Origin of the sequence: Rhizobium sp. CC1099 (assembly GCF_029714385.1) — a bacterium.
Classification (GTDB): Bacteria; Pseudomonadota; Alphaproteobacteria; order Rhizobiales; family Rhizobiaceae; genus Rhizobium.
Genome location: NZ_CP121641.1, coordinates 3,954,037 through 3,973,463, shown reverse-complemented (window position 1 = coordinate 3,973,463; position 19,427 = coordinate 3,954,037). Strand labels below are relative to the sequence as shown.

The following is a 19,427-nucleotide window of genomic DNA, read 5'->3' as shown; positions in this document are numbered from 1 at the left end:
CAAGGACCGCTCAAAGGTGAGACATGCCTGATACGAAGAAACTGACGCGTGCGGAGCAGAAAGCGCGCCGTCCTGCACAGATTCTCGATGCGGCCTTTGAGGAGTTCGTAGAACGCGGCTACGTGGCGACACGCGTTGAAGACATCGCTGACAGGGTCGGAGTAACGAAGGGGACGATTTACGTTTACTTCGACACCAAGGAGCAGCTTTTTGAAGCAATGATCAGGCACATCTCCGTGCCGTTTGAAGATCTGCTGGCTAGTGCCCATGAGCTAAGCGGAACATGTTCGGAGCGGCTCGAGGGCCTTATAGCGATGCTCTACGATCGCATTGTCGAGAACCGCAGATTGCGGGAACTGATGAGGTTCGTCATCGCGGAAGGATCACGGTTTCCCCAAGTCGTCGATCGGCACCACGAAGAGTTCATCGACCCACTCAACGCTTATTTGCAATCCCTCATCGATGAGGGTGTAAAACACGGGGAGTTCCGGCCGGCGCCAGCGGCATTCGCCGACGCGGTAGTGGCTCCTGCCATCGCCATGCTGATTTTCAAGCTCATCTTCAATGATCGAAGAGCGCTGGATAAGACGACGTACCTGGAAGCGCATGTCGATCTCATTTTGCATGGTCTAATGGCTTGACCGCTTCATTCGCCCAGAACTAAGCGCCAACTCAGTGCTGCTGCGTCTTATCCCATAAATGCACGGTCGTTGAATATCCGGCTCTTGGCGGTTGTCGCCGCTGAGGTCCAAGTCTCGAAGACGATTGCAGCGTGAAGTCCGTACGTTTTCTTTCGTTGGTTGAAGTCCATTATGCGGAGGGAATCTCGCGCCGGTAAGCTTCTCGGACACCTTCCAGAGCCGTGCTGCGACGTCGCGGCAATAAGGGTCGGCAACGCGGGCTTTCGTGTGTTCGGAACTAGCCGTCGCGCTGTCGCCGAAAGGACCGACGGCGTTACCATGCTGACTTGTGACGTGACTGATGACGTGTCCGTGGCGAAACTGGTGGAAGAAGTTTTGGCCGAGGCCGGGCGAATCGACCTGCTTGTCAACAATGCCGGCATTTGCCCGCTCGGCGGCGCGGAGGAGTCTCGACTGACCAGGCTCCGAAGAGGCGTTATGCGGCGGGGAAGAAGGCGCGCCAGTTTCCTGCGCCGTTTCGTCCCCGAATCCGCATTCGACAAAAGCCTGCGGAAGCAGAACGCGTTGGCGCAGTAGCGTCCACATCGATAAAGATTAGTTCGCCCGACGTGCTGATGATCTGAACCGGCTTCAGGATGTACGGCGGTTTTGTCAGAATGCCTGCGGCCATCGCTGCTGCGCGGGCATGACGGTAATAATCTCAATATCCCGTCCGACACGGTATGGAATGATGTAGGGAATATCGGCCAACACCACTTCACGGGTCCCCTTGATGCGACCCGGTCGCCCACTTGCCGGTAATTCCGCGAGCATATCCACGGCCGTCACAATCCTCGCGACGACGCGCGCCGCCGCATCGGGATTGTCCTGCTCGATATGAGCGCCGATTTTATCAAGCCGACGCAACGCCCTCAGCGTCCAACGACGGCGCTTGCCACTCATGATTGACGGGCGGCGGACTTGACGTACTTTCCGATGACTCTCGCTACATCTTCATCGCTGGCGAATTCACCCCGATCGGCCTCAGCCAACCCGGCTTCGATCTCGGCAAGCTGCCACTCCTGCTGTTCAACGAAAGCCTCAATGGCTTCAGCAGCCATGTAGGAGCGGGATCGGTCAAGCTTTTCCGCGATCTGATCGAGCTTGCTTGCGGTTTCATCCGAAACGCGCACGGTGAATGCAGTCATGGCACCTAACTTTCCTTGGTTCACTAGGATTATTGGTGAACCAACGTGGTTCGTCAAGGTTTCTGCTCAAATCCGGCATGGACTTGCACCAGTCGATGCCGCGCTTGCCGCGCACTTCGATTTCAAAGATGCGCTGAGGCGACTCCGGTACAGGCGAGCGCATTGCGATTGCAGCGATGTCGAGAATATCACCGAGGGGTTCGTCGGGGTTTCGAAATGTGTGAGGCGCGTCCGAGGCGTCTCAGATCGGTGGATGTTTGCCCGATCCGACAGAACGCGAGCAACGGTCCACCGCAGGGCCTCGACTTAACGGGCGCGCAGTTCGCCGGTATCCGCGAGTACGCCGCCGCCCCAACCGAACGGCTCGCCGCCGAGCCGCTCGATCAGAAGGTCGGCCATCAGGCGCGTGACGCCCATTGCCGTTCGGAACGGGATGAATGGCGACCAACCGGTGATGCAGCCTCACGGCAATTTCATCCGGCGGATAGGTTTCGTGCTCGACCCAATAGCGCACATCGTCGAAAAGCGTCGCGATGTCGGGCTGGATGCGATAAGCGTCGACCCCGATATTCCGCGCCATCGTGCGGCAAGTCCCCGCCCATTTCCACACATCGCCGAACATGCGCTTGTGCAGCGTCAGGGCGAAGTCGATGCTGAGGACGTCCTGTGGCTTGCGCCCGCGCCGCCCACGCCGCCCACGCCGCTCCTGCCCCACGATATTCTCCTGCTCGGCCTCATTGAGAACGCCGCGATACGTGATCCAGCTTTGCAGAAGTCCTTCGCGTTCCCCAGGCTCAAGCGGCGTTGCGTCTTCTGGCTTTGCAAAGAGGTCGCTCACGGGGAAAGCAATGGTCATGTGACGCGCCCCGCATCCGCATCGTTTGAGAAACGTTGCTGCCTCGCACGTCGGCTGCTGAGTGAACGCAGCGTTCCATCGAGAACCCCTCGCTTGGGATTGCGACATTTCAGGAGAAGGCGCCGGCGGTCATCCGCTGGCAGCGGATCAAACAGGCCTCCTCCCTTCCGCTAGTCTGCGCCGTCTTTTTTTGCCCGCTCGATGAATTTCCCGGCGACCGCTTTGCCAAGTGCGGCACCGGCCCGGTTGTCCATTTCATAGTGGATGCCGGCCCAGATGCGGGAATCGCCCGCCTCCTTGCCGACCGTGCGGATGAACTCCGCCCGGTCGGGGAACAGGTAGGCCAGCACCTCGCATCGGGCAGTCGACAACGCGGAGTGGTTCGACGGATAACTGGGATGGGCGGGCACTGCGAACAGGGGAGTGATGCTCGGATCAAGCATGTTGGGTCGCAGGTACCAATAAGCGTATTTCCCGTCGTTGCTTGCAATGTAGGCGTCATAGTAGACCGTTGCGAGCATCGCGTAAGCCCGTGCGGCGCGCGGCGGGTTCGAATCCGTCTTGTCCTCGAACATCCACTTGCTGGCATAGTCATACCAGTCGACGAACAGGCCGGATGGGCTTTGCCAGTAGAACGCCTTGTAGTTGTTGGGGAATTTTCGCTCAAACCGCCGGACTGCCTCCGTCTCGGCCTTCACGGCCGCAGACTTGCAGTCGGGCGGAGTCGGTGGCCTGAATTCATCGGCTGCCTCGAGCAGAATCGGCTTCCAGTTTGGCATGTTTGCATTGGCGGGTTTGGCTCCGACCCACATGCACGGCCCGGTCGGCACCGTGCCGGTCCAGACGGCATCGGAGCCGTCGGCCTTTGCCAGCGCAATCACTTGCTCTGCCACGCGTCGCCCCAGTGCCAGGCCGGCGGAAGAGTCGCTTGGGAACTGGACACCGGCAAGGACACGCGACTGTGCGGCTTCTTCGGCCATCGCCTGGAACGACGACGCCTCGTCCGGAAAGAAATAGGCAAGAACAGTCGCGGCGGCGGCGGCGGCTGCCGCGTGTTCAGATGGATAAGCGGGACTCCGAGGCGTAGGCAGCGCAGTCGGCAGTGTCGTATCCACCTCGCTCGGGCGGGGGCGATTGTAGAAGTATTTCGACTCCCAAGCCGCGACGGTGGCGTCGTAGACCGCCATCGTCAAATAGGTGTAGACGCGATGCGCATTGGGGATCGTCTGGTTTGCGAGAAGACGGTGGTTGACCAGGTCGATCCATCGATAGCCCGGCGAGCCGGCGTCCCAGAACGTGATCTTGGCGGCGACCTGCGCATCGTTCTTTACGACAAGTTCGCGGACCCGCTCCAACTCGGTTGCGGAAGTATCCGGTGGGGGCGGGACTCGGAAGTCTTTGCCCGACGTGATTACCCACGTCTTCCACGTTCCAGCGTTTGGCTCTATCTGATCCGATTGGGCGAAAGCGAAGTTCCCTGACAAAAGGATTAGCGCGCAGGCCCTGCTAAAGCCGCTAAGCATGTTCGATCCCCATAGTTAATCCCCGGCCCAAAGACCGAAGGTTTTCTGTTTTGACGGCCATTCCATTTTCTATATTAGCAAACTCTAATTATACCGCGAAGGGCTGCGAAGTGAAAAGATCAAAAATGAGCGCAGGTCGCGGTATGAAAAGTCAGGTCCGAAGACCGCTGTCTTCCTGATTTGCACCCGCAGGGTCGCTGTGACGACGCTCAGCAGTAAATCCTTCGCCAAAGTCGGACGGAAATCACGGTCTCGACCATCCTGCCCCTTCGACAACTCTGTTCAAATGCCGCTCGATTAGCTCTGAAGCGACTCAGACACCATCGATCGCTTCAGAAAGGGAAAATATTCATAGGGACTAAACAACGTGAAAAGCCATCGGCGGCCCCTTCCCGCGTACCGATCGAATGGGTCGCCCGGAACAATCTGATTGCTCCCAGCGAATGGAAAGTCCGTTCCAGCCATGACTACTTCCCTTCGATCTAAAGAGACTGACGTAGATTTAGCGAAGTGAAGATGGTCGCCACGTTTCGAACTAAGGCCGAGGTCCGCTATTGGCCGCCGCTCATAAAGCCTCTTGAGGCTTCTTGGCGTCTGACCGCTTACCACCCGAAGCGGCCGTTCCAACTACAAATTGAAGTGACGGGACGGGGCCAACTCCGGTGGCGACTGCGCGGCTATGCGATCGGCTTCGGCATAGGACTGGCGATGGGATGGGCGACGGTCGGCCGAATTGGGTATGAAGAGCGCTGACTACACTGCGATCGGCCATGTCGTGAACCTAGCGTCGCGATTGTGTTCATCCGCCGATGATCGGCAAATCCTCGTCGACAACGCCGTGGCGCAATCCGTACGTGGCAAAATTTCAATGGTCGCTCTCGGTGCGCGGCAGCTCAAAGGTTTCGACGAGCAAATTTCTGCTTACGAGCTCGGAGCGAGAAGCGGAAGGCCGAATGCCGTGCACGAACCGAATGAGGGATCGAAAGGTTAGGTGGGTCGTTAGAGGAAGGTTTGCGCCAAAAGCGGAAATTATTTCCGATTCAACGCCGTCTTTCTATCCTCCCAGGTGCTGATCCTGGGCAGGATTTAAACCTGCGGCCCTATGAGCCGAAATTCTATTTCTCTGCGCTGGCCGCTTTTTCATCCAGTGCAGCCAAGTCCTCCATGAGGCGTACCGGCAGGTCCATTCGCTCATGCAGAATGCTCATCACACCAAGGTCGCCATTGTTCAACTCCCGGAAGAATACAAGATGGCGCTCGTAGCGGCTAAAATAGGCTTCGCGGTTGATGTCAGCGGGAACCGCAAGCTTCTGCGGGAGCTTTCGCCATATCGCCCTGTTGTCACACAACCGCTGCAAGTGAGTATGTAAGCCGGTGATATAAGTCACCGCCTGCTTCTCGCCCCAGTTCTCAACGGTATCCCGCCAAATCTTGTCCTGAGCGGCATCCGCTCGGGGGAAAAAACGATACGCGACCATACTAGCGGCGCTGGTTTCGGCGGATTACATCCTCGGCCTTAACGGTGACGAATTGGCTATCGTCCGCGCGCATGGCGGGGGCTAGTTCCTTTTGCAAGGCTTCCCATGCCTCATCGCGGTTCCTCAAATCCTGCCGGATCAAGGCGCGAATATACTCGCTGGCATTTTCATAGAGACCATCCTCGCCAATCTGCTGCTGAATATGGGCCTGCAATTGCCCGCCCACCTTCACATGAATGCTTCCCGATGCCATCGGCATATCCTTTCGTTCTTCTTCTATTGTGGGAGCGTAGCATATATTGTCAATATTCATCACCCCGGGAGCGCGCAGCATGAACCCGCAAGCTGGCAGTCCCCCGACCGTTCCGGACGCGTGGCCCTGCCGGTACGGCGAACTGCGGGAAAGGCAGTCGAGTGCGCCTTATGGATAAAGAGGGCAAGGGCGCCTGGCCATAACCGACCATAGCTCCACCATGTGGGGCGGGTTATTCGGGTGCGGCGATGCGTATCGGACGTGTTCCGATCGGAGCACCGGTCGTGCGGTCGATCGTGACAGGATCAATCTCCGTTCCAGTCTCGGCGTCAAAGAACCGGGTTACACCGTTTTTGTTGCGGTGCTTTCGCCCCCACGCGCCGATCGAAAACAGAACCGGCAGGAAGTCCCGACCGGCTTCCGTCAGCACATATTCGTCCCGTGGCGGCCGCTCCGAGTAGCGCCGTTTCTCCAGCAGCCCCTCGTCGGTAAGCGCGGAAAGCCGACGGGTTAAAATTGTCGGAGCGATGCCAAGGCTTTTCCGAAACTCATCAAAGCGGGTGAGCCCAGCATGGGCGTCCCGCAGTATCAGCATACTCCATGCGTCCCCTACTAACGCGAGGCTACGGGCGATCAGGCATGGCTGGTCCGAAAGATTCTGCATGTTAATATCTTTTTGATAGTGACTTACTCTCAAATTGATAGTAACCTAGTTTTCATCGATGTTCCACGACAAAAATGAAAGCTGAGACAGATGAGTAAGACAGAACGCGGCGTCGCCCTAGTCACGGGCGCATCATCGGGCATTGGAATGGCGGCCGCACGAGCGTTGCGGCGCAATGGCTACCGGGTGTTCGGAACCAGCCGGAAGCCGATGGCCAACACCGACGATGGTGTGACAATGCTGGTTTGCGACGTCACCGACGACGGGTCTGTGCAGAAGGTCGTCGATGATGTCGTGAGCCGTGCGGGACGGATTGATCTTCTCGTCAACAATGCCGGAATTGGACTGCTCGGAGGTGCTGAGGAGTCCTCTGCCGCGCAAGCAAAAACTCTGTTCGACGTGAATGTCTTCGGCGTCATGCGTTTAACAAATGCAATACTACCGATCATGAGACGCCAACGGAAAGGCAGGATCATCAACATGAGCTCCATTCTCGGGCTCATTCCTGCCCCCTTCAACGCCCTCTATGCATCGACCAAGCACGCGATTGAGGGTTATTCGGAATCGCTCGACCACGAAGTGCGATCGCAAGGCATTCGCGTCGTACTGGTGGAGCCTGGCGTCACCCGCACATCGTTCGAGGAAAATCTCACGCGCGCGGATCAACCGCTTGCCGTGTACGATAGCGTTCGTGCTGACGCTGAGGAGCTGATGCGAGAGATTGTCGAGACGGGAGACGCACCCGAGATCGTCGCCGACATGGTGGTCAAGTCGGCCAACGCAGCGTCGCCGAAGAGGCGTTACACCGCAGGAAAGGCTGCGGGGCTGGTCCGTTTCCTACGCCGCTTCATGCCCGAGTCTTTCGTCGACAAAAATCTCCGGAAATTCAACAGGCTCCCCGCCTAACCCCCAATTGCCGCCACCTTAGGAAAAGAAAGAAAGTTAGTACTCATGAAGGCATTCTTAGTTGACCGCTATACAAAAGGTGGGGCTCTACGGCTCGGTGATAGTCCGGAGCCGGAACTGCGCGACAACGATGTCATGGTGGAAATTCATGCCGCCGGGGTGAACCCCTTGGATAACAAGATCAGGGACGGCGAGTTTAAGCTCATCCTGCCCTACCGCCTTCCACTGGTGCTCGGCAACGAGTTAGCAGGCGTCGTGGTCCGGGTCGGGGCCAAAGTCCGGCAGTTTAAGCCCGGTGACGAGGTCTATGCACGTCCGGCCCAAGATCGCATCGGGACATTTGCAGAATATGTCGCCATCGACGAGGCCGATCTAGCACTGAAGCCGAAGAACCTCACGATGGAAGAGGCAGCATCGCTGCCGCTCGTCGCCCTGACCGCCTGGCAGGTGCTTGTCGAACGGGCGAACCTCAAGAAGGGACAGAAGGTTCTGATCCATGCCGGCTCGGGTGGCGTGGGAACGATTGCCATCCAGCTTGCCAAGTATCTCGGTGCGACCGTGGCAACGACGACGAGCACAGCTAATGTCGATCTCGTTAGAAGCCTCGGAGCGGATGTCGTCATCGACTATAAGAAGGATAACTTCGAGAAAGTGGTGCAGGGCTATGACGTCGTGCTGAACAGTCTCGAGAAGGACACGCTGGAGAAATCCCTTGCTGTTCTGAAGCCGGGTGGAAAGCTGATCTCGATTTCCGGTCCTCCCGATCCGGACTTCGCGAGGCAGAACGGCTCTGGTTGGCTGCTTCAACAGGTCATGCGCCTGCTGAGTTTCAGCATCAGGAAAAAATCGAAACGCCAAGGCATCACTTATTCGTTTCTCTTTATGACAGCGAACGGTGGGCAGCTCGGAAAGATCACATCCCTGATCGAGGCGGGTGACATACGCCCCGTGATGGACCGGGTCTTCCCGTTCGAGAGGGCCAATGAGGCGCTCAACTATGTCGAAACGGGTCGTGCGAAAGGGAAGGTCGTCGTCGCGGTGAAGTGACGTCTGGGCCAATTGGCGCTCACTCCGGCGTCTCTAACGAAAAACCGGCCTGAGCCTGGACTCTCGTGGCCGGATAGGAGGGTTAAACCCTCATGAGCGGCCGCCAAGCGGGCGCTTCGAACCGGCAAGCGGTTCGTCTGGACACCCCTTGGGTGTCTCTACGGGGCGGTGCCGCCGCCCTATCCCCCTTCCACTCGCGGTTTGCCCGGCGGGGCTTGCGCGCGTTGATGACGGAAGCGTCCAATGTGGTCTTGATATGCGCCGCGTTACGGATTCCGACGTGAAGCCGGCCACCATTCCGATTTGAAGCCGGCCATCGTTCCAATCAAAGACCGGCCGGTTTTCGGCACTGAACATTCCCCCTGGGTCAGCAACTTTGTCATCAAATGCACCGCGACAAACGTGGAGATTTTGATGCCGGCAAAGAAAAGGCTAACCATGAGACAGTTGCGACAAGACGAAACCCGATCCAAACATCAACCAGACGAGGGTGGGGATTTGTGCTAGCCGTGTGTTAGTGGATTTGAACGCAAAAAGGGCTCCGAGTTTCCTCGGAGCCCTTTGATATTAGTCGTAAGCTTTGGTTGCGGGGCCCGAAGCCACGTAGACCGGTATGTCAGCGAGCAGATTCGCGTGTCAGCAAATGGAGGTTGCCACCTAGGTCGGAAACGACAAGCCGCCGCTCGTCCCAGACGAGCACGGACACGGGTCGGGTCAGGCCGTCGAGAATGATCTTGCGGTCGGGTGTGAGTTTATTGAGTTTGAGCAATCGCCCGCTACCCTTCCGGAAACCTTCTTTCTGGTTGTAAGTACCGTGTTCGAGGACAAGCATCTCGCCATAATTGTCGAAGGCTATACCCACGGGTGCATTGAGTCCTTTCACGTCAAGCTGCGGCTTTGAGGCATCGCCGGCCGCGGGAATCGAAACGATCTTTCCAGCACCGGCAAGGAAGGGAAAGCCGCCGAACAGCGCGATATAGAGGCGACCGTCGCGAAGGGCGATGCCAGTCGGCACCGCGTCGACTTCGTAGCTGTTGCCTTCCGCGAATTCCGTTGGCGAAAGGCTGCGCAGCGCCGCGGCCGCCTCCCCCATGCGGCGGAATGCCATGAGCGTGCTTTTCCGGCCGTCCGCCTGCACGCGTTCGACACTATTTCGAGCAGAGTCGATCACGTAGTAGGTTCCGCCCGCCACGATGAAATCGAACGGATTCCAGAAATCGCTGCTGATGACGCGGGCCCGACCGGCGGCGTCGATCGCCACGAGAGCGTGGTCGAGCGGACCCTCGTCAGAATTGACCGGCGTCCATCCCTGGGCAACGACAAGAACATCGCCGACGCGGACCACACGATAGGGACCGGTCGGGTCGCCGATCACGTCGAGCCCATGAGGAAATACGGGACCGAATGCGACAAGCTTGCCGTCCGTCCCGCGCCGGTAGAGCCGGCCGCTCGCGAGATCGCTGACAAGCAAGCCACCGCCATCGCGGGACACACCTGCGAAGGCGGCGCCCGGCGTGTTAAAGGTCTCGAGTGTGTAGCCAGGCGCAACTGTCGGCTCGGCGCCGGCACCGGCTACCAGGAACAGAAGACTAGAGACGATAATCAGGGCGTGGAACGAACGCATCGGAAGCCACCATTGGCTGAGAACCGGAATTCCGGATCATAGGCGAGGCGATAGGTCGTCGTAAGGTGGTTTGGATCGCTGTTCCAGGAGCCGCCGCGAAGCACTCGGTACAGCCCGGCGCTCCTTTCCGCGGTCCCACCTTCATACGGCGCGTAAAGATCGCGGGTCCACTCCCAGACATTGCCGACAAGATTGAGGACGCCTTCGCTGCTTGCGCCGTCAGCGAAGGACTCCGCCGGCGCGGTCATCGGATACCCGTCGCGCGCGTCGCCAGAGCAGCAGGCATCCGCTCCGGAATTTGCGCGTGCATCGTCCGGCAGGGCCCCGCCCCAAGGAAACGCGTCGCCCTTCGCGCCTCGCGCGCCCCTCTCGTATTGCTGCTCCGACGGCAGAGCCAACCCGTAATGACGGCAAAAGGCATCGGCGTCTCCCCAACTCACCCCGACAACCGGCCTGTCGTCTAGCCCCAGGACCGGGTGACCTGCGTAGAAGGCCGGGCGGTGATCGGTAGCATTGACGAAGCGTCCATATTGCCGATTCGTGATCTCGGTACGATTGATTGCAAACGCCCGCCCGTGCAGCACGCGGCGCGGGCGTTCGTTCTCGGGGCCGTCGTCACGGCCAAAGACAAACGCGCCGGCAGGAATTTCGATCAGCGGATTTCCTGCGATAGGGGCGACATCAGCGGCATCCGCTCGGAATGCAAGGGCAATGACCATAGCTGCCGTCCAAACGCTAGAAGTCAACACGATCTTCAGTCTCGCCATTGAACAGAAACACGCGATCCGTCACAACCTTGACGCCGATCTGCTGGTCGATCTGACCACTAAAATTCTTGTCGGCACGCAAGGTCATGGGCTGGCCACCCAAGCGCAAACTGACAAGCGTGTTTTCGCCGGTGAGTTCCACCGAATAGATCGGCGCAACCAGATTGACGTCCGTATCCCCGACTTCGGTCGCGTGGACGTCCTCCGGGCGGACACCGAGGACGGCGCGGGAGACATCTGCCCGGCCGATACCCGACACCCTGAGACCGGCACTAACGAACACACCATTCTTCACTTCTCCCCGAATGAGGTTCATCGGCGGCGAGCCTATAAATCCGGCAACGAAGAGGGTGCGCGGATCATTGTAGATCTCCCGCGGCGTCCCAAGCTGCTCGATCACGCCCTTGTTCATCACGGCCACGCGGTGGGCAAGGGTCATCGCTTCTATCTGGTCGTGAGTGACGTAGATCGTCGTGACCTGCAGCTCATGTTGAAGATGCTTCAACTCAGCGCGCATCTGGGTGCGAAGCTTGGCATCAAGATTGGACAGTGGCTCGTCCATGAGAAAGACACGCGGCGTGCGGACGATGGCGCGGGCGAGAGCTACACGCTGGCGCTGGCCACCGGAAAGTTCCCTGGGCAAGCGCGACAACATCGTGTCGAGTTCCACACGCCGTGCGACCTCGGCTATCCGTCGCTTGCATTCAGCGGGTGGCACTTTACGGATCTTCAGGGGGTAGCCGATATTGTCCTCGACGGTGAGGTGCGGATACAAAGCATATGACTGAAAGACCATTGCGACATCGCGATACTTGGGCAGGACACCGTTGATGCGGTCCTCATCGATGTAGATGTCGCCGAACGTCGCTTCCTCGAGACCTGCGACCATTCGCATGGTCGTTGTCTTGCCGCAACCCGAAGGTCCGAGCAGAACGAGAAACTCTTTGTCCTTGATTTCGAGGTTGAAATTCGTCACGGCGACGAATTCGCCGAACTTCTTGCAGACATTTTTGAATGTGACGGACGCCATAGGCCTCAACCTTTGACGGCGCCCAGGGACAACCCCCGGACAAGATGCTTCTGGACGATGAAGGCGAAGATAACGATTGGCACGCATGCCATGAAACCAGCCGCGCTGATTTCGCCCCAATAGGTGTTGTACTGCGTTACGCGCCCGGCAATGCCGATCGGCAGTGTCTGCGACTGCTCGGTGAGCGTAATAATGAGGGAAAGCAGAAACTCGTTCCACGAGATGATCAGGCAGAAGATCGCGGTGGCCGCAAGCCCGGGCCGGGCAAGAGGTAACGCCACGTGCAGGAATGCTCCCCAACGCGTGTCGCCGTCAACGATTGCCGCCTCCTCCAGTTCAACCGGAAGATCCTGGAAATAGCTCTTCATCATCCATGTCGCGAAGGGCAGATTGAAAGCGGTGTAGGCGATAATAAGAGCCGACTTCGTGTTGAGCATGTCGAAATAGTTGAAGAACAGGTAGAGGGGAATGATGCTCACAATGGGCGGCATCATGCGCGTCGACAGGATCCAGAACGAAATCTGCTTCCGCCACTGCCAGGGATAGCTGAACCGTGCCAAGGCATAGCCTGACATCGTGCCGAAGGTCACTGAAATGACGGTCGTTCCTACGGCGACGAGAAAGCTGTTCAGCGCATAGCGCAGGAACGGACGCTGGATAAACGCTTCGTCGTAGTGTTTCAGCGTCGGGTTTCGAGGCAGCCACTCCGGCGGCACTGCGAAAATGTCGATATCAAACTTGAAAGAGTTCGTCGCGATCCAATAGATGGGAAAAAGTGTGACGATCAGTGCGACAAGAATCGTCAGATAGGCGCACAGGCGGATGAGCACCTCTCTAGTGCGGCTGCGTGCGTGTATGGTCTTTGCCCTCGTCATGGTCAATCCGCCAATCGCATGCGTTTCATAAACCAAGTGCTCAAAACGATCGTCATAAACAGCACGAAAAGTGAGATCGCCGCCGCGTAGCCGGGATCGGCGAAGCGGTAGGCGACCTGATAGATATAAAGGCTCAAGACCTTGGTCCGGTCAGCCGGGCCTCCTCCCGTCAGAATGAAGACCAGATCGAAAAGACGCAGTGCATCCATGACGCGCAGGAGTAAGGCAATGGCGATAACCGGCCTGAGAAATGGCAGGGTCAGGTCCCGGAATTGCTGCCAAGACGAGGCGCCGTCGAGTGCGGCGGCCTCGTAAGGCTCGACTGGCAAGCTGGCCAACCCCGCCAACATCAGAAGAAATATGAACGGTGTCCATTGCCAGACATCGGCGACAATGATCGAGAACATCGCGAGGTTCGCGTCGCCCGCCCATGCCTGCAAGGGGAGACCAAGGCGGAACATGATTTCGTTCAGGACGCCGAACTGAGGCTCGTAGATGAGCTTCCACGTGATCGCGACCGCAATTGGCGGCAGCATCATGGGGATCATCAGGACGGTCTTCAGAAAGGTCAGTTTGCGGATAAATTTATCGAGGAGAAGCGCCAGGCCGAGACCAAGGAGGAACTCGGCCGTCACCGCCGCGACTGTAAATACGGCGGTGTTCCGGAGCGCGACGTGAAATTGCGTGTCGGAAAACAGCCGCACGAAATTGCCGGCAGCGACAAACTTCCAGGGTATATCGGGATTCGGGCTTATTTTGTGAACCGCCGCGTAGAACATGTAGACGCTGGGAAAGATCGTCAGCCCCAGCAGTATAAGCACCGTCGGTGCGAGCATGAGGATGCGCAAATGCCGCTCTGCCCACCGCTCCAGTCCGCCACCAGATCGAAGCGGCTCGGCCAATGCCCCGCTTTCCGACTTGAACATTGACCTCTCCCGCAAAACCCTGCCTCGGGGCGCCTGAATTGTCGGATTTCAAGCTCACTGGGCGCGATTGCCGGCGCTGCAAGGGAGCGGCGTCCGAAAACCCCGCTCCGAATGGCCGTTGCCTAGTAAAGGTTCGTAATCCGTGCGACCGCCTCCTGGGCGTTCTTCAAAGCCTCTTCCGGCGTGATCGTGCCCGCCACCGCCTTGGAAAGCTCGATGCCGAAGGCATTCTCGATTTCTGGCCACTTCGGGTGACGCGGGCGGGGAGTCGAAGCCTGGATCGCCTCCATCAACACGGGATAGTGCCGGAACTTCTCTTGCGAGGTCAGTTCCGGGTCGGTGAAGACCGAGGTCCGGACAGGCGGATTGCCGCGTTGGGCAGAAACCTTCATCTGTTCGGACGAAGTCGCCCAGATCATGAAGTCGAAAGCTTCCTGCTTGTTTTTGGAAGCCGACATGATGCCCATAGTCCAGTGGCCGATTTCCGAACTGCCCGGTTTCGTTCCGGCAGGAATGGGGCTGTAAGAGATCTTGCCGACCATCTTTGATTGGGTTGGATCTTCAAAGGTCGCAACGTAGTTCGGCCAGTTGATCGATGAAGCGGCAGCACCGGCAGCGAGCGCCGTGCCGACCTCGTTGGCGTTGTAGCTCTCTACCCCTTTCGGCGAGACATCGCGCAACGCCATGAATGTCTTCATGGCGGCGGCCCCTTCTGGGGTATCGATCGTTACCTTAGTCCGGTCGGCATTGAACATATCTGCGCCATAAGACCAGAAGATCGGCATGAAATCGGCAACCACCGGATTTCCCTGACCACCTCGGAAAACATAGCCGAAATAACGGCCACCTCCGCTTTCAGTCAGCTTCTTGCTCGCCTTCAGCACGTCATCCCAGGTCTTCGGGGCATCGACGCCGGCTTCCTTGTACTTGGCAGCGTCATAGAAAAACATCTGCGCATTTCCAACATAAGGCAGGCACACATAGGGTCCCGTGTTGTAGGGATTGCGGCAGACGGCTAGCGACTTCGAAAGAAAATCGCTGTCCGGCCCCTCCATTCCGGCCGTCTTGAAAAATGCCGTCAGATCCTCAAGATGCCCGTTCTCGGCGAAAAAGGGAATCCACGGGTCGTCCATGAGGATAATATCGAAGACGCCCGACTTCGTGGCACCGGCATTGGCGCCTTGCTCGAACTCGTTGGCATAGGGCGCCTGGACAGCCTCAACCTTCGTGCCCTTCATCTTCGCGTAGTCCTGGGCAGCGGCCCTTAGACCGTCGCCCTCACTGCCCGATGGCACGAGGATCGTGATGTCAGCCCATGCGGCTCCGTTGATCGCGAGTACGGACGTCGCAATAGCCAAGGTGAAAAACAATTTGCGAAGCATTGTACACCTCCCATTCCGAGCTGTTATCCAGAGGCTTCCATCGTAGAGGCCCCACCCCTTTCCGGCATAGCGGCGACGCTGCCTCGACAGCCATGCGAACCACTCTGCAACAAGCCGAAACGCCGTCAGGCATCTCCTCCTCAAGCCAAGGCCAATATTACCACATCGGTTAGAGAGGTTATATTAGCATTTTATGGAATTCGTCCTGGCAATCATGGAAGTTCAGGAGGTTTTCCGACTTTAGACCGCTTCCGAACTTCGAGGCCGCTCGAAATCCTTGCGTCCCCGCGCCGAGAGCCGTCCTGCCCTGAAAGGCGAGCGCTATCGCCACGTTGCTAACGACACGGATGGCAGGCAGCACCGTCGACATGATTTTGAGAAACTCACACGTCGTCAAACTTGTAGAGACTGCAGTACTCAATGATGGGTGTTCGTGGCGACCTGTTTCAGAAGGTGGTCGCCAAGACGCCGGATCACCAGCCGGCAACGCTGGAAATGCACGGACATATCGCCATTGTCATAGCCGCCATGGACGCGGCAACCGCGATGGAGAAGCGCTTTCAAGCCGAAAAGCACAACGACTATCTGGAGAAGCTGGCTGCCGGTAAGCTCGACACGGAGGCCAAACAAGAAGAACTCCTCCAAAGCTATCTGGAGGAGTTCGATCAGAAACAACTTGCCTGGCAAAGTTTGCAAGTTTGTTTGGTTGCGGGGGCCTGATGGCGCGGAGACTTGTAAATTTTCACCCTATGGCAATCGAGCCGCAGGCCTCCACGGTTTTCTGTGTTTGAAGCAAATACTCCCGGCGTTAACGCAGAAGGTGCGAATGTTTTTTAAACGAGCTCATTGGCCTGGGTCTCGCAGGCCGTGATCTGGTTGACCTGACGATCAAATTCTTCGTGGCCCATTGCTAAAATGCCATCAGATTTATTCACCTGGTATTTCACCGAAGCCCTTAAAGATAGCGACCACTGCAAAAGCTCCGTTAACCGATGACTCTGCAATTTCGTTGTCGCCAGGCCGTAATCGCCCCGCATATCAAGAAGGCAACGCTCCGCGCCCTCGCCTCTGCGACTGGAGCGACAGTGGTCGTTTGGGCACTGAGCCTGCTTGTTCCCGAACCTCCATTTTGGGTGGAATTGACCGCCGTGGCGTTAATATCGGCTGCTCTCACATTTCGGTTTCAATTGGCAATCTGTCTGCGCAACGAAGCGCTTCGTGATACCCAAAAAGAACTTCAGTACGCGCTCCGTCATGATCCCGTCACGGGTACATTGCGCGCCAGCGAATTTGCGAACTCAGTCGAGCAAGCGATAGACCGCAGGCGCGTGAGCAGCGCGGAAAACCCGGATGGCGTTATGCTCGTTCTCAATGTCGGTAATTTCGATGAGATCGGTCGTCGCTATGGTCCGCAATGGGCCGATACGCTGCTTCAATCGATTGTTCGGATCGTACATTCTTCCCTGCGCTATGGTGATCTCGTCGCCCGCCTTGCCTCCGACGAACTCGGCATCTATTTGCCCGGCACAACAACGGAAAATGCCAGCGACATCTGCGAGCGCATCCGCGCGCGGGTGCAGGAAACCACGTTCACAGCCGGACAAGAGCGCCAGATATCGGTGACGGTGCGGCTTGGCGGTACCAGGGTCGAGGACCAGGCCGACTTTCAGGCACTCCGCGAGGCTGCTAACCGCGCTGCCCTCGCGGAGGAAGAAGCTGGCCCACCCCTATTCCGGGAGCTGTTCTCGTGACCGAGAGGCTTTAGGGTCTGCCGCGAATAATCGGGCTTTACGGTCTTTAGACCAGAGCTGCCTCCGGCGGACGTCGTCTTATCCTTAACAGGGACGGGGAATGCAACCAGTTGTGTATCCGCCGACCGTCCGTCACCGTTTCCCATCGCGGCCGCGCGGACCTCGGCTACGGGAACGGACAGATTTGACCCGTCATCTCGCTACCCCGCCGCTATTGGCTTCGGTGGCCGCAACGCCGGCCGGGCTCAAGGCGCCGCAACGCCAGACGCTGTAGACCGGTTGGGTGTCCCAGTCATAGTAAAAGGCCGCTTTCAGCCTTCCCTTCTCCATCAGCTCCGCGAAGCTGCGGCGCACGGCACGGACCGCCACTTCCCGCTCGCGATCATCGACCGGGCAGGAAAGCGCGGTGTTGGCAATGCCCCATTCGCTCACCCAGCACGGCTTGCCTTCCCCTTCAGGCCGGCAAAAGTCGAGAAGCGTCGTCACATAGCGTGCAAGCGCCGCGTCATCTTTGCGTCCCGGGTAGACATGAATGCCGTAGCCATCGACCAGCGCATCGATCCCCCGCTTCCGCAGGAGTGAAATGAACTCGCCGGGTTCGAGCCGTTCCATGCCGCGGCGGTCGGCCTCGCCAGTGCCGACGTCGGAAAGTCCGGCCGAAATCAGAAGCGCGTCGCGGCTATAGACCGTCGCCCGCAATTCTTCCCGGGTGATGCGGAGGGCGCCGACATATGCGTCGAGCCCGCGTTCGAAGGCCGAGCGATTTGCGACTTCCGAAACGTTGCGCGGCGTCTGCCGCCCAGGTTTTTCATAGACGACGAGGTCGCCGTTGTAAGCGCTGTAGTTTATTTCATTTCCGGGCTCGACGGCGTCGATGCGGATGCCCATTTCGTCAATGCGGCGAAGCGCCGAGCGCAACTGCGCTCGGTAGAGATCGAGATCGAGATCCGAAAGCCGCTGAACATCCCAGATGCGGCCGAAACCGGTGCGAGAACGCGCCTCCGCGGGATAATAATCCTTGTTGCCGAGTTGGATCTCGAGGAGGATTTTCAACCCCCGCCGGTCCGCCATTTCGAGCGCTTCGATGCTCTTGTCCACCGGTCTCGACAGCGAAAGCCGGACATGGGTGATACCGCTTGCCACGATTTCATTCAGTACGCGCTCCTGATCGCCGCGGGAAAGCCAGGCTAGGTTTACGCGGTTGATTCCGATACGATCGGAGAGCACTTCGTCAGCGCCCGCCGGCAGCGCCGGGGCAAAGGCCCAGAGCACTGCCAGCGCGCAAGCAAGGCGCGCTCGCGTTTGCGCCAACACCCTCATCCGCTCAAAGTCCGACCTGCCCCAGAGCATTGCGGAAATTCGCCTCGCAAGCGGAATAACGGTCGATCACGGCCTGCGTGTCGATCTTGCCGAGGAAGTTGGCGAGATAGGCGCGCTTGTCCGCCTCCCTGTTCCAGGTGGCTGCCTCGATATAGGGGAAGCCGATGAATTCCAGCATCTCCCGCATGCGGTCATCGACCGCGATCATGAGGGCAGGTGTGCCGGCCTGCATGCCGATGATGCAGCCGTGGAAGCGGCGGCCGAAGCAGAAATCGCGCGCGGACATCGCCCCGCGCCACTGGTTCGTATCGAAATAGACCAGCAGCTCGTATTTCCGCTGCCATTTCTCCGAATGCTTGTACTCCGTCCCTCCCGTGATGCGCCCGCTCGCGCGATCATAGACGATGTCATTATCGTCACCTGTCAGGGAGAGGCTGTAGGCAACCACTTCGTCCTGGACGACATAGCTTGCCACGCTGTCGGGCTTGAGCAGCGCATGAGCATCGACGATCGTATCGGCAACGCTACCGAGATAGCCGCCGAAGACGATCCTCTGGGCCTCCGCCAGTCCCGGATTGGCAAGTGCCGAAAGCGAACGCTTCATGTCGTTCGGCGAGAAGTAGAGCGACGGGCAGCCCGTCGGCTTGACGAACTTCATCCCCTGCTCCCTCAGGAATTCGGCGGTGAAGTAGCCACGCGTGAGGAAGAAACTTTCCTTGTTCCTCAGCACCTCCAGGAACTTGATCGTGCCAGCCGGCAGCTGATTCTTGAGGCCTTCCTTGCGCTGGATGCCGATGCCCATCACCACAACCGGCATCTTCAGCTTCGCGAAGATTTCCGCTTCGAGATCGGCGGAATAGCCAGGACGCAGCAGATTAGCGGAGGCGAAGACGCACAAATCGAATTCGCGGTTCACGCGCTCGTAAAGCTCGTTCGAGTCCCGATTGTTGGCAAGATGCCAGAACGGCAGATAGGTGACGTCATGACCGCGCAGGCTCTCAGCCGCTCCTTCGCCGATCAGATAGTTGCCGGTGTTGGCGATCTTCCTGACCTGCGAGATCAGGTCCTTCCTGGTCCTGGTTTCGTCGAAGTAGGGCCGATGGATGACGGTCGTGCCTGAGACGTCCGCAATCGTCCGCTGCAAATAGGATGGAATGCCCGTAAGCAAGATACGCATAACTGTCCTCTGAACCGAAA

19 protein-coding genes and 3 pseudogenes are annotated in these 19,427 nt (G+C 58.4%); 7 read left to right on the top strand and 15 right to left on the bottom strand.

From position 1 onward, the window contains the following. Positions 1-23: 23 nt before the first annotated feature. Positions 24-641 (top strand): TetR/AcrR family transcriptional regulator, encoded by a 618-nt coding sequence (locus QA644_RS19695; RefSeq protein ID WP_074066168.1) that lies wholly within the window; start codon positions 24-26, stop codon positions 639-641. A 252-nt stretch (positions 642-893) separates the two neighbouring features. Then, positions 894-1,091 (top strand): annotated as a pseudogene (locus QA644_RS19690) (SDR family oxidoreductase); the annotation flags it as partial. 201 nt (positions 1,092-1,292) lie between these two features. Here the strand turns inward: QA644_RS19690 and QA644_RS19685 are convergent. From QA644_RS19685 to QA644_RS19670, 4 genes and pseudogenes are all read right to left on the bottom strand, one after another. Further along, entirely contained in the window at positions 1,293-1,583 is a 291-nt protein-coding gene (locus QA644_RS19685) for a type II toxin-antitoxin system RelE/ParE family toxin (RefSeq protein ID WP_283070161.1), read from the bottom strand. Further along, a complete protein-coding gene (locus QA644_RS19680) occupies positions 1,580-1,828 on the bottom strand; it encodes a CopG family ribbon-helix-helix protein (RefSeq protein WP_283072420.1) in 249 nt (82 codons plus the stop codon). The genes QA644_RS19685 and QA644_RS19680 overlap by 4 nt, the downstream gene beginning before the upstream one ends. 309 nt (positions 1,829-2,137) lie before the next feature. Further along, positions 2,138-2,666: pseudogene (locus QA644_RS19675) on the bottom strand (mobile mystery protein B); the annotation flags it as partial. Positions 2,667-2,854: 188 nt separating this feature from the next. Continuing rightward, positions 2,855-4,039, bottom strand: a complete 1,185-nt coding sequence (locus tag QA644_RS19670) for a phosphatase PAP2 family protein (protein WP_283070159.1) — start codon at positions 4,037-4,039, stop codon at positions 2,855-2,857. Between the two features lie 831 nt (positions 4,040-4,870). Between QA644_RS19670 and QA644_RS19665 the strand changes: the two are divergent. Beyond that, positions 4,871-5,198, top strand: a pseudogene (locus QA644_RS19665) (adenylate/guanylate cyclase domain-containing protein); the annotation flags it as partial. A gap of 124 nt (positions 5,199-5,322) precedes the next feature. Here the strand turns inward: QA644_RS19665 and QA644_RS19660 are convergent. The 3 genes from QA644_RS19660 to QA644_RS19650 form a co-directional block, all read right to left on the bottom strand. Then, on the bottom strand, positions 5,323-5,685 hold the full coding sequence (locus QA644_RS19660; protein ID WP_283070158.1) for a type II toxin-antitoxin system RelE/ParE family toxin: 363 nt from the start codon (positions 5,683-5,685) through the stop codon (positions 5,323-5,325). Position 5,686: 1 nt separating this feature from the next. Then, complete coding sequence (locus QA644_RS19655) at positions 5,687-5,938, bottom strand: transcriptional regulator (protein WP_194728569.1); 252 nt, start codon at positions 5,936-5,938, stop codon at positions 5,687-5,689. A gap of 232 nt (positions 5,939-6,170) precedes the next feature. Continuing rightward, positions 6,171-6,602, bottom strand: coding sequence for a helix-turn-helix domain-containing protein (locus QA644_RS19650; protein WP_239596267.1), 432 nt, complete (start codon positions 6,600-6,602; stop codon positions 6,171-6,173). Positions 6,603-6,692: 90 nt separating this feature from the next. On the opposite strand from QA644_RS19650, the gene QA644_RS19645 reads away from it, so the two are divergent. Together QA644_RS19645 and QA644_RS19640 are read left to right on the top strand one after the other, a co-directional pair. Further along, positions 6,693-7,508 carry an oxidoreductase gene (locus tag QA644_RS19645; RefSeq protein ID WP_283070157.1) on the top strand — a complete coding sequence of 272 codons (816 nt, stop codon included), beginning with the start codon at positions 6,693-6,695 and terminating at the stop codon, positions 7,506-7,508. Between the two features lie 45 nt (positions 7,509-7,553). Then, positions 7,554-8,555 (top strand): NADP-dependent oxidoreductase, encoded by a 1,002-nt coding sequence (locus tag QA644_RS19640; RefSeq protein WP_239596278.1) that lies wholly within the window; start codon positions 7,554-7,556, stop codon positions 8,553-8,555. A 616-nt stretch (positions 8,556-9,171) separates the two neighbouring features. Here the strand turns inward: QA644_RS19640 and QA644_RS19635 are convergent. From QA644_RS19635 to QA644_RS19610, 6 genes are all read right to left on the bottom strand, one after another. After that, positions 9,172-10,179: a ScyD/ScyE family protein gene (locus QA644_RS19635; RefSeq protein ID WP_283070156.1), complete on the bottom strand. Its 1,008-nt coding sequence runs from the start codon at positions 10,177-10,179 to the stop codon at positions 9,172-9,174. Beyond that, entirely contained in the window at positions 10,158-10,898 is a 741-nt protein-coding gene (locus tag QA644_RS19630) for an SUMF1/EgtB/PvdO family nonheme iron enzyme (RefSeq protein WP_283070155.1), read from the bottom strand. Before QA644_RS19630 ends, QA644_RS19635 begins: the two co-directional genes overlap by 22 nt. Positions 10,899-10,914: 16 nt before the next feature. Beyond that, positions 10,915-11,976: an ABC transporter ATP-binding protein gene (locus QA644_RS19625; protein WP_283070153.1), complete on the bottom strand. Its 1,062-nt coding sequence runs from the start codon at positions 11,974-11,976 to the stop codon at positions 10,915-10,917. A 5-nt stretch (positions 11,977-11,981) separates the two neighbouring features. Next, the gene (locus tag QA644_RS19620; RefSeq protein WP_194728564.1) at positions 11,982-12,851 is read right to left on the bottom strand and encodes a carbohydrate ABC transporter permease; all 870 of its coding nucleotides are present in this window, start codon (positions 12,849-12,851) and stop codon (positions 11,982-11,984) included. A 2-nt stretch (positions 12,852-12,853) separates the two neighbouring features. Further along, positions 12,854-13,777, bottom strand: a complete 924-nt coding sequence (locus tag QA644_RS19615; RefSeq protein ID WP_283070151.1) for a sugar ABC transporter permease — start codon at positions 13,775-13,777, stop codon at positions 12,854-12,856. 122 nt (positions 13,778-13,899) lie between these two features. Then, the gene (locus QA644_RS19610) at positions 13,900-15,159 is read right to left on the bottom strand and encodes an ABC transporter substrate-binding protein (protein ID WP_283070149.1); all 1,260 of its coding nucleotides are present in this window, start codon (positions 15,157-15,159) and stop codon (positions 13,900-13,902) included. Positions 15,160-15,579: 420 nt separating this feature from the next. Between QA644_RS19610 and QA644_RS19605 the strand changes: the two genes are divergently transcribed. Together QA644_RS19605 and QA644_RS19600 are read left to right on the top strand one after the other, a co-directional pair. Further along, positions 15,580-15,879 (top strand): hypothetical protein, encoded by a 300-nt coding sequence (locus tag QA644_RS19605; protein WP_283070147.1) that lies wholly within the window; start codon positions 15,580-15,582, stop codon positions 15,877-15,879. A gap of 413 nt (positions 15,880-16,292) precedes the next feature. After that, positions 16,293-16,910: a GGDEF domain-containing protein gene (locus QA644_RS19600; RefSeq protein ID WP_283072419.1), complete on the top strand. Its 618-nt coding sequence runs from the start codon at positions 16,293-16,295 to the stop codon at positions 16,908-16,910. A 192-nt stretch (positions 16,911-17,102) separates the two neighbouring features. Here the strand turns inward: QA644_RS19600 and QA644_RS19595 are convergent, their stop codons facing one another. Continuing rightward, on the bottom strand, positions 17,103-18,230 hold the full coding sequence (locus QA644_RS19595) for a glycoside hydrolase (RefSeq protein WP_283072418.1): 1,128 nt from the start codon (positions 18,228-18,230) through the stop codon (positions 17,103-17,105). Positions 18,231-18,234: 4 nt separating this feature from the next. Beyond that, positions 18,235-19,407, bottom strand: coding sequence for a polysaccharide pyruvyl transferase family protein (locus QA644_RS19590; RefSeq protein ID WP_283070145.1), 1,173 nt, complete (start codon positions 19,405-19,407; stop codon positions 18,235-18,237). Positions 19,408-19,427 lie beyond the last annotated feature (20 nt).

Coding starts and splice junctions, on each gene's coding strand:
- QA644_RS19615 (WP_283070151.1), bottom strand. CDS start 13,777: ATGTTCAAGTCGGAAAGCGGGGCATTGGCCGAGCCGCTTCGATCTGGT.
- QA644_RS19650 (WP_239596267.1), bottom strand. CDS start 6,602: ATGCAGAATCTTTCGGACCAGCCATGCCTGATCGCCCGTAGCCTCGCG.
- QA644_RS19695 (WP_074066168.1), top strand. CDS start 24: ATGCCTGATACGAAGAAACTGACGCGTGCGGAGCAGAAAGCGCGCCGT.
- QA644_RS19640 (WP_239596278.1), top strand. CDS start 7,554: ATGAAGGCATTCTTAGTTGACCGCTATACAAAAGGTGGGGCTCTACGG.
- QA644_RS19625 (WP_283070153.1), bottom strand. CDS start 11,976: ATGGCGTCCGTCACATTCAAAAATGTCTGCAAGAAGTTCGGCGAATTC.
- QA644_RS19685 (WP_283070161.1), bottom strand. CDS start 1,583: ATGAGTGGCAAGCGCCGTCGTTGGACGCTGAGGGCGTTGCGTCGGCTT.
- QA644_RS19660 (WP_283070158.1), bottom strand. CDS start 5,685: ATGGTCGCGTATCGTTTTTTCCCCCGAGCGGATGCCGCTCAGGACAAG.
- QA644_RS19595 (WP_283072418.1), bottom strand. CDS start 18,230: ATGAGGGTGTTGGCGCAAACGCGAGCGCGCCTTGCTTGCGCGCTGGCA.
- QA644_RS19645 (WP_283070157.1), top strand. CDS start 6,693: ATGAGTAAGACAGAACGCGGCGTCGCCCTAGTCACGGGCGCATCATCG.
- QA644_RS19590 (WP_283070145.1), bottom strand. CDS start 19,407: ATGCGTATCTTGCTTACGGGCATTCCATCCTATTTGCAGCGGACGATT.
- QA644_RS19680 (WP_283072420.1), bottom strand. CDS start 1,828: ATGACTGCATTCACCGTGCGCGTTTCGGATGAAACCGCAAGCAAGCTC.
- QA644_RS19630 (WP_283070155.1), bottom strand. CDS start 10,898: ATGGTCATTGCCCTTGCATTCCGAGCGGATGCCGCTGATGTCGCCCCT.
- QA644_RS19635 (WP_283070156.1), bottom strand. CDS start 10,179: ATGCGTTCGTTCCACGCCCTGATTATCGTCTCTAGTCTTCTGTTCCTG.
- QA644_RS19620 (WP_194728564.1), bottom strand. CDS start 12,851: ATGACGAGGGCAAAGACCATACACGCACGCAGCCGCACTAGAGAGGTG.
- QA644_RS19655 (WP_194728569.1), bottom strand. CDS start 5,938: ATGGCATCGGGAAGCATTCATGTGAAGGTGGGCGGGCAATTGCAGGCC.
- QA644_RS19610 (WP_283070149.1), bottom strand. CDS start 15,159: ATGCTTCGCAAATTGTTTTTCACCTTGGCTATTGCGACGTCCGTACTC.
- QA644_RS19605 (WP_283070147.1), top strand. CDS start 15,580: ATGATGGGTGTTCGTGGCGACCTGTTTCAGAAGGTGGTCGCCAAGACG.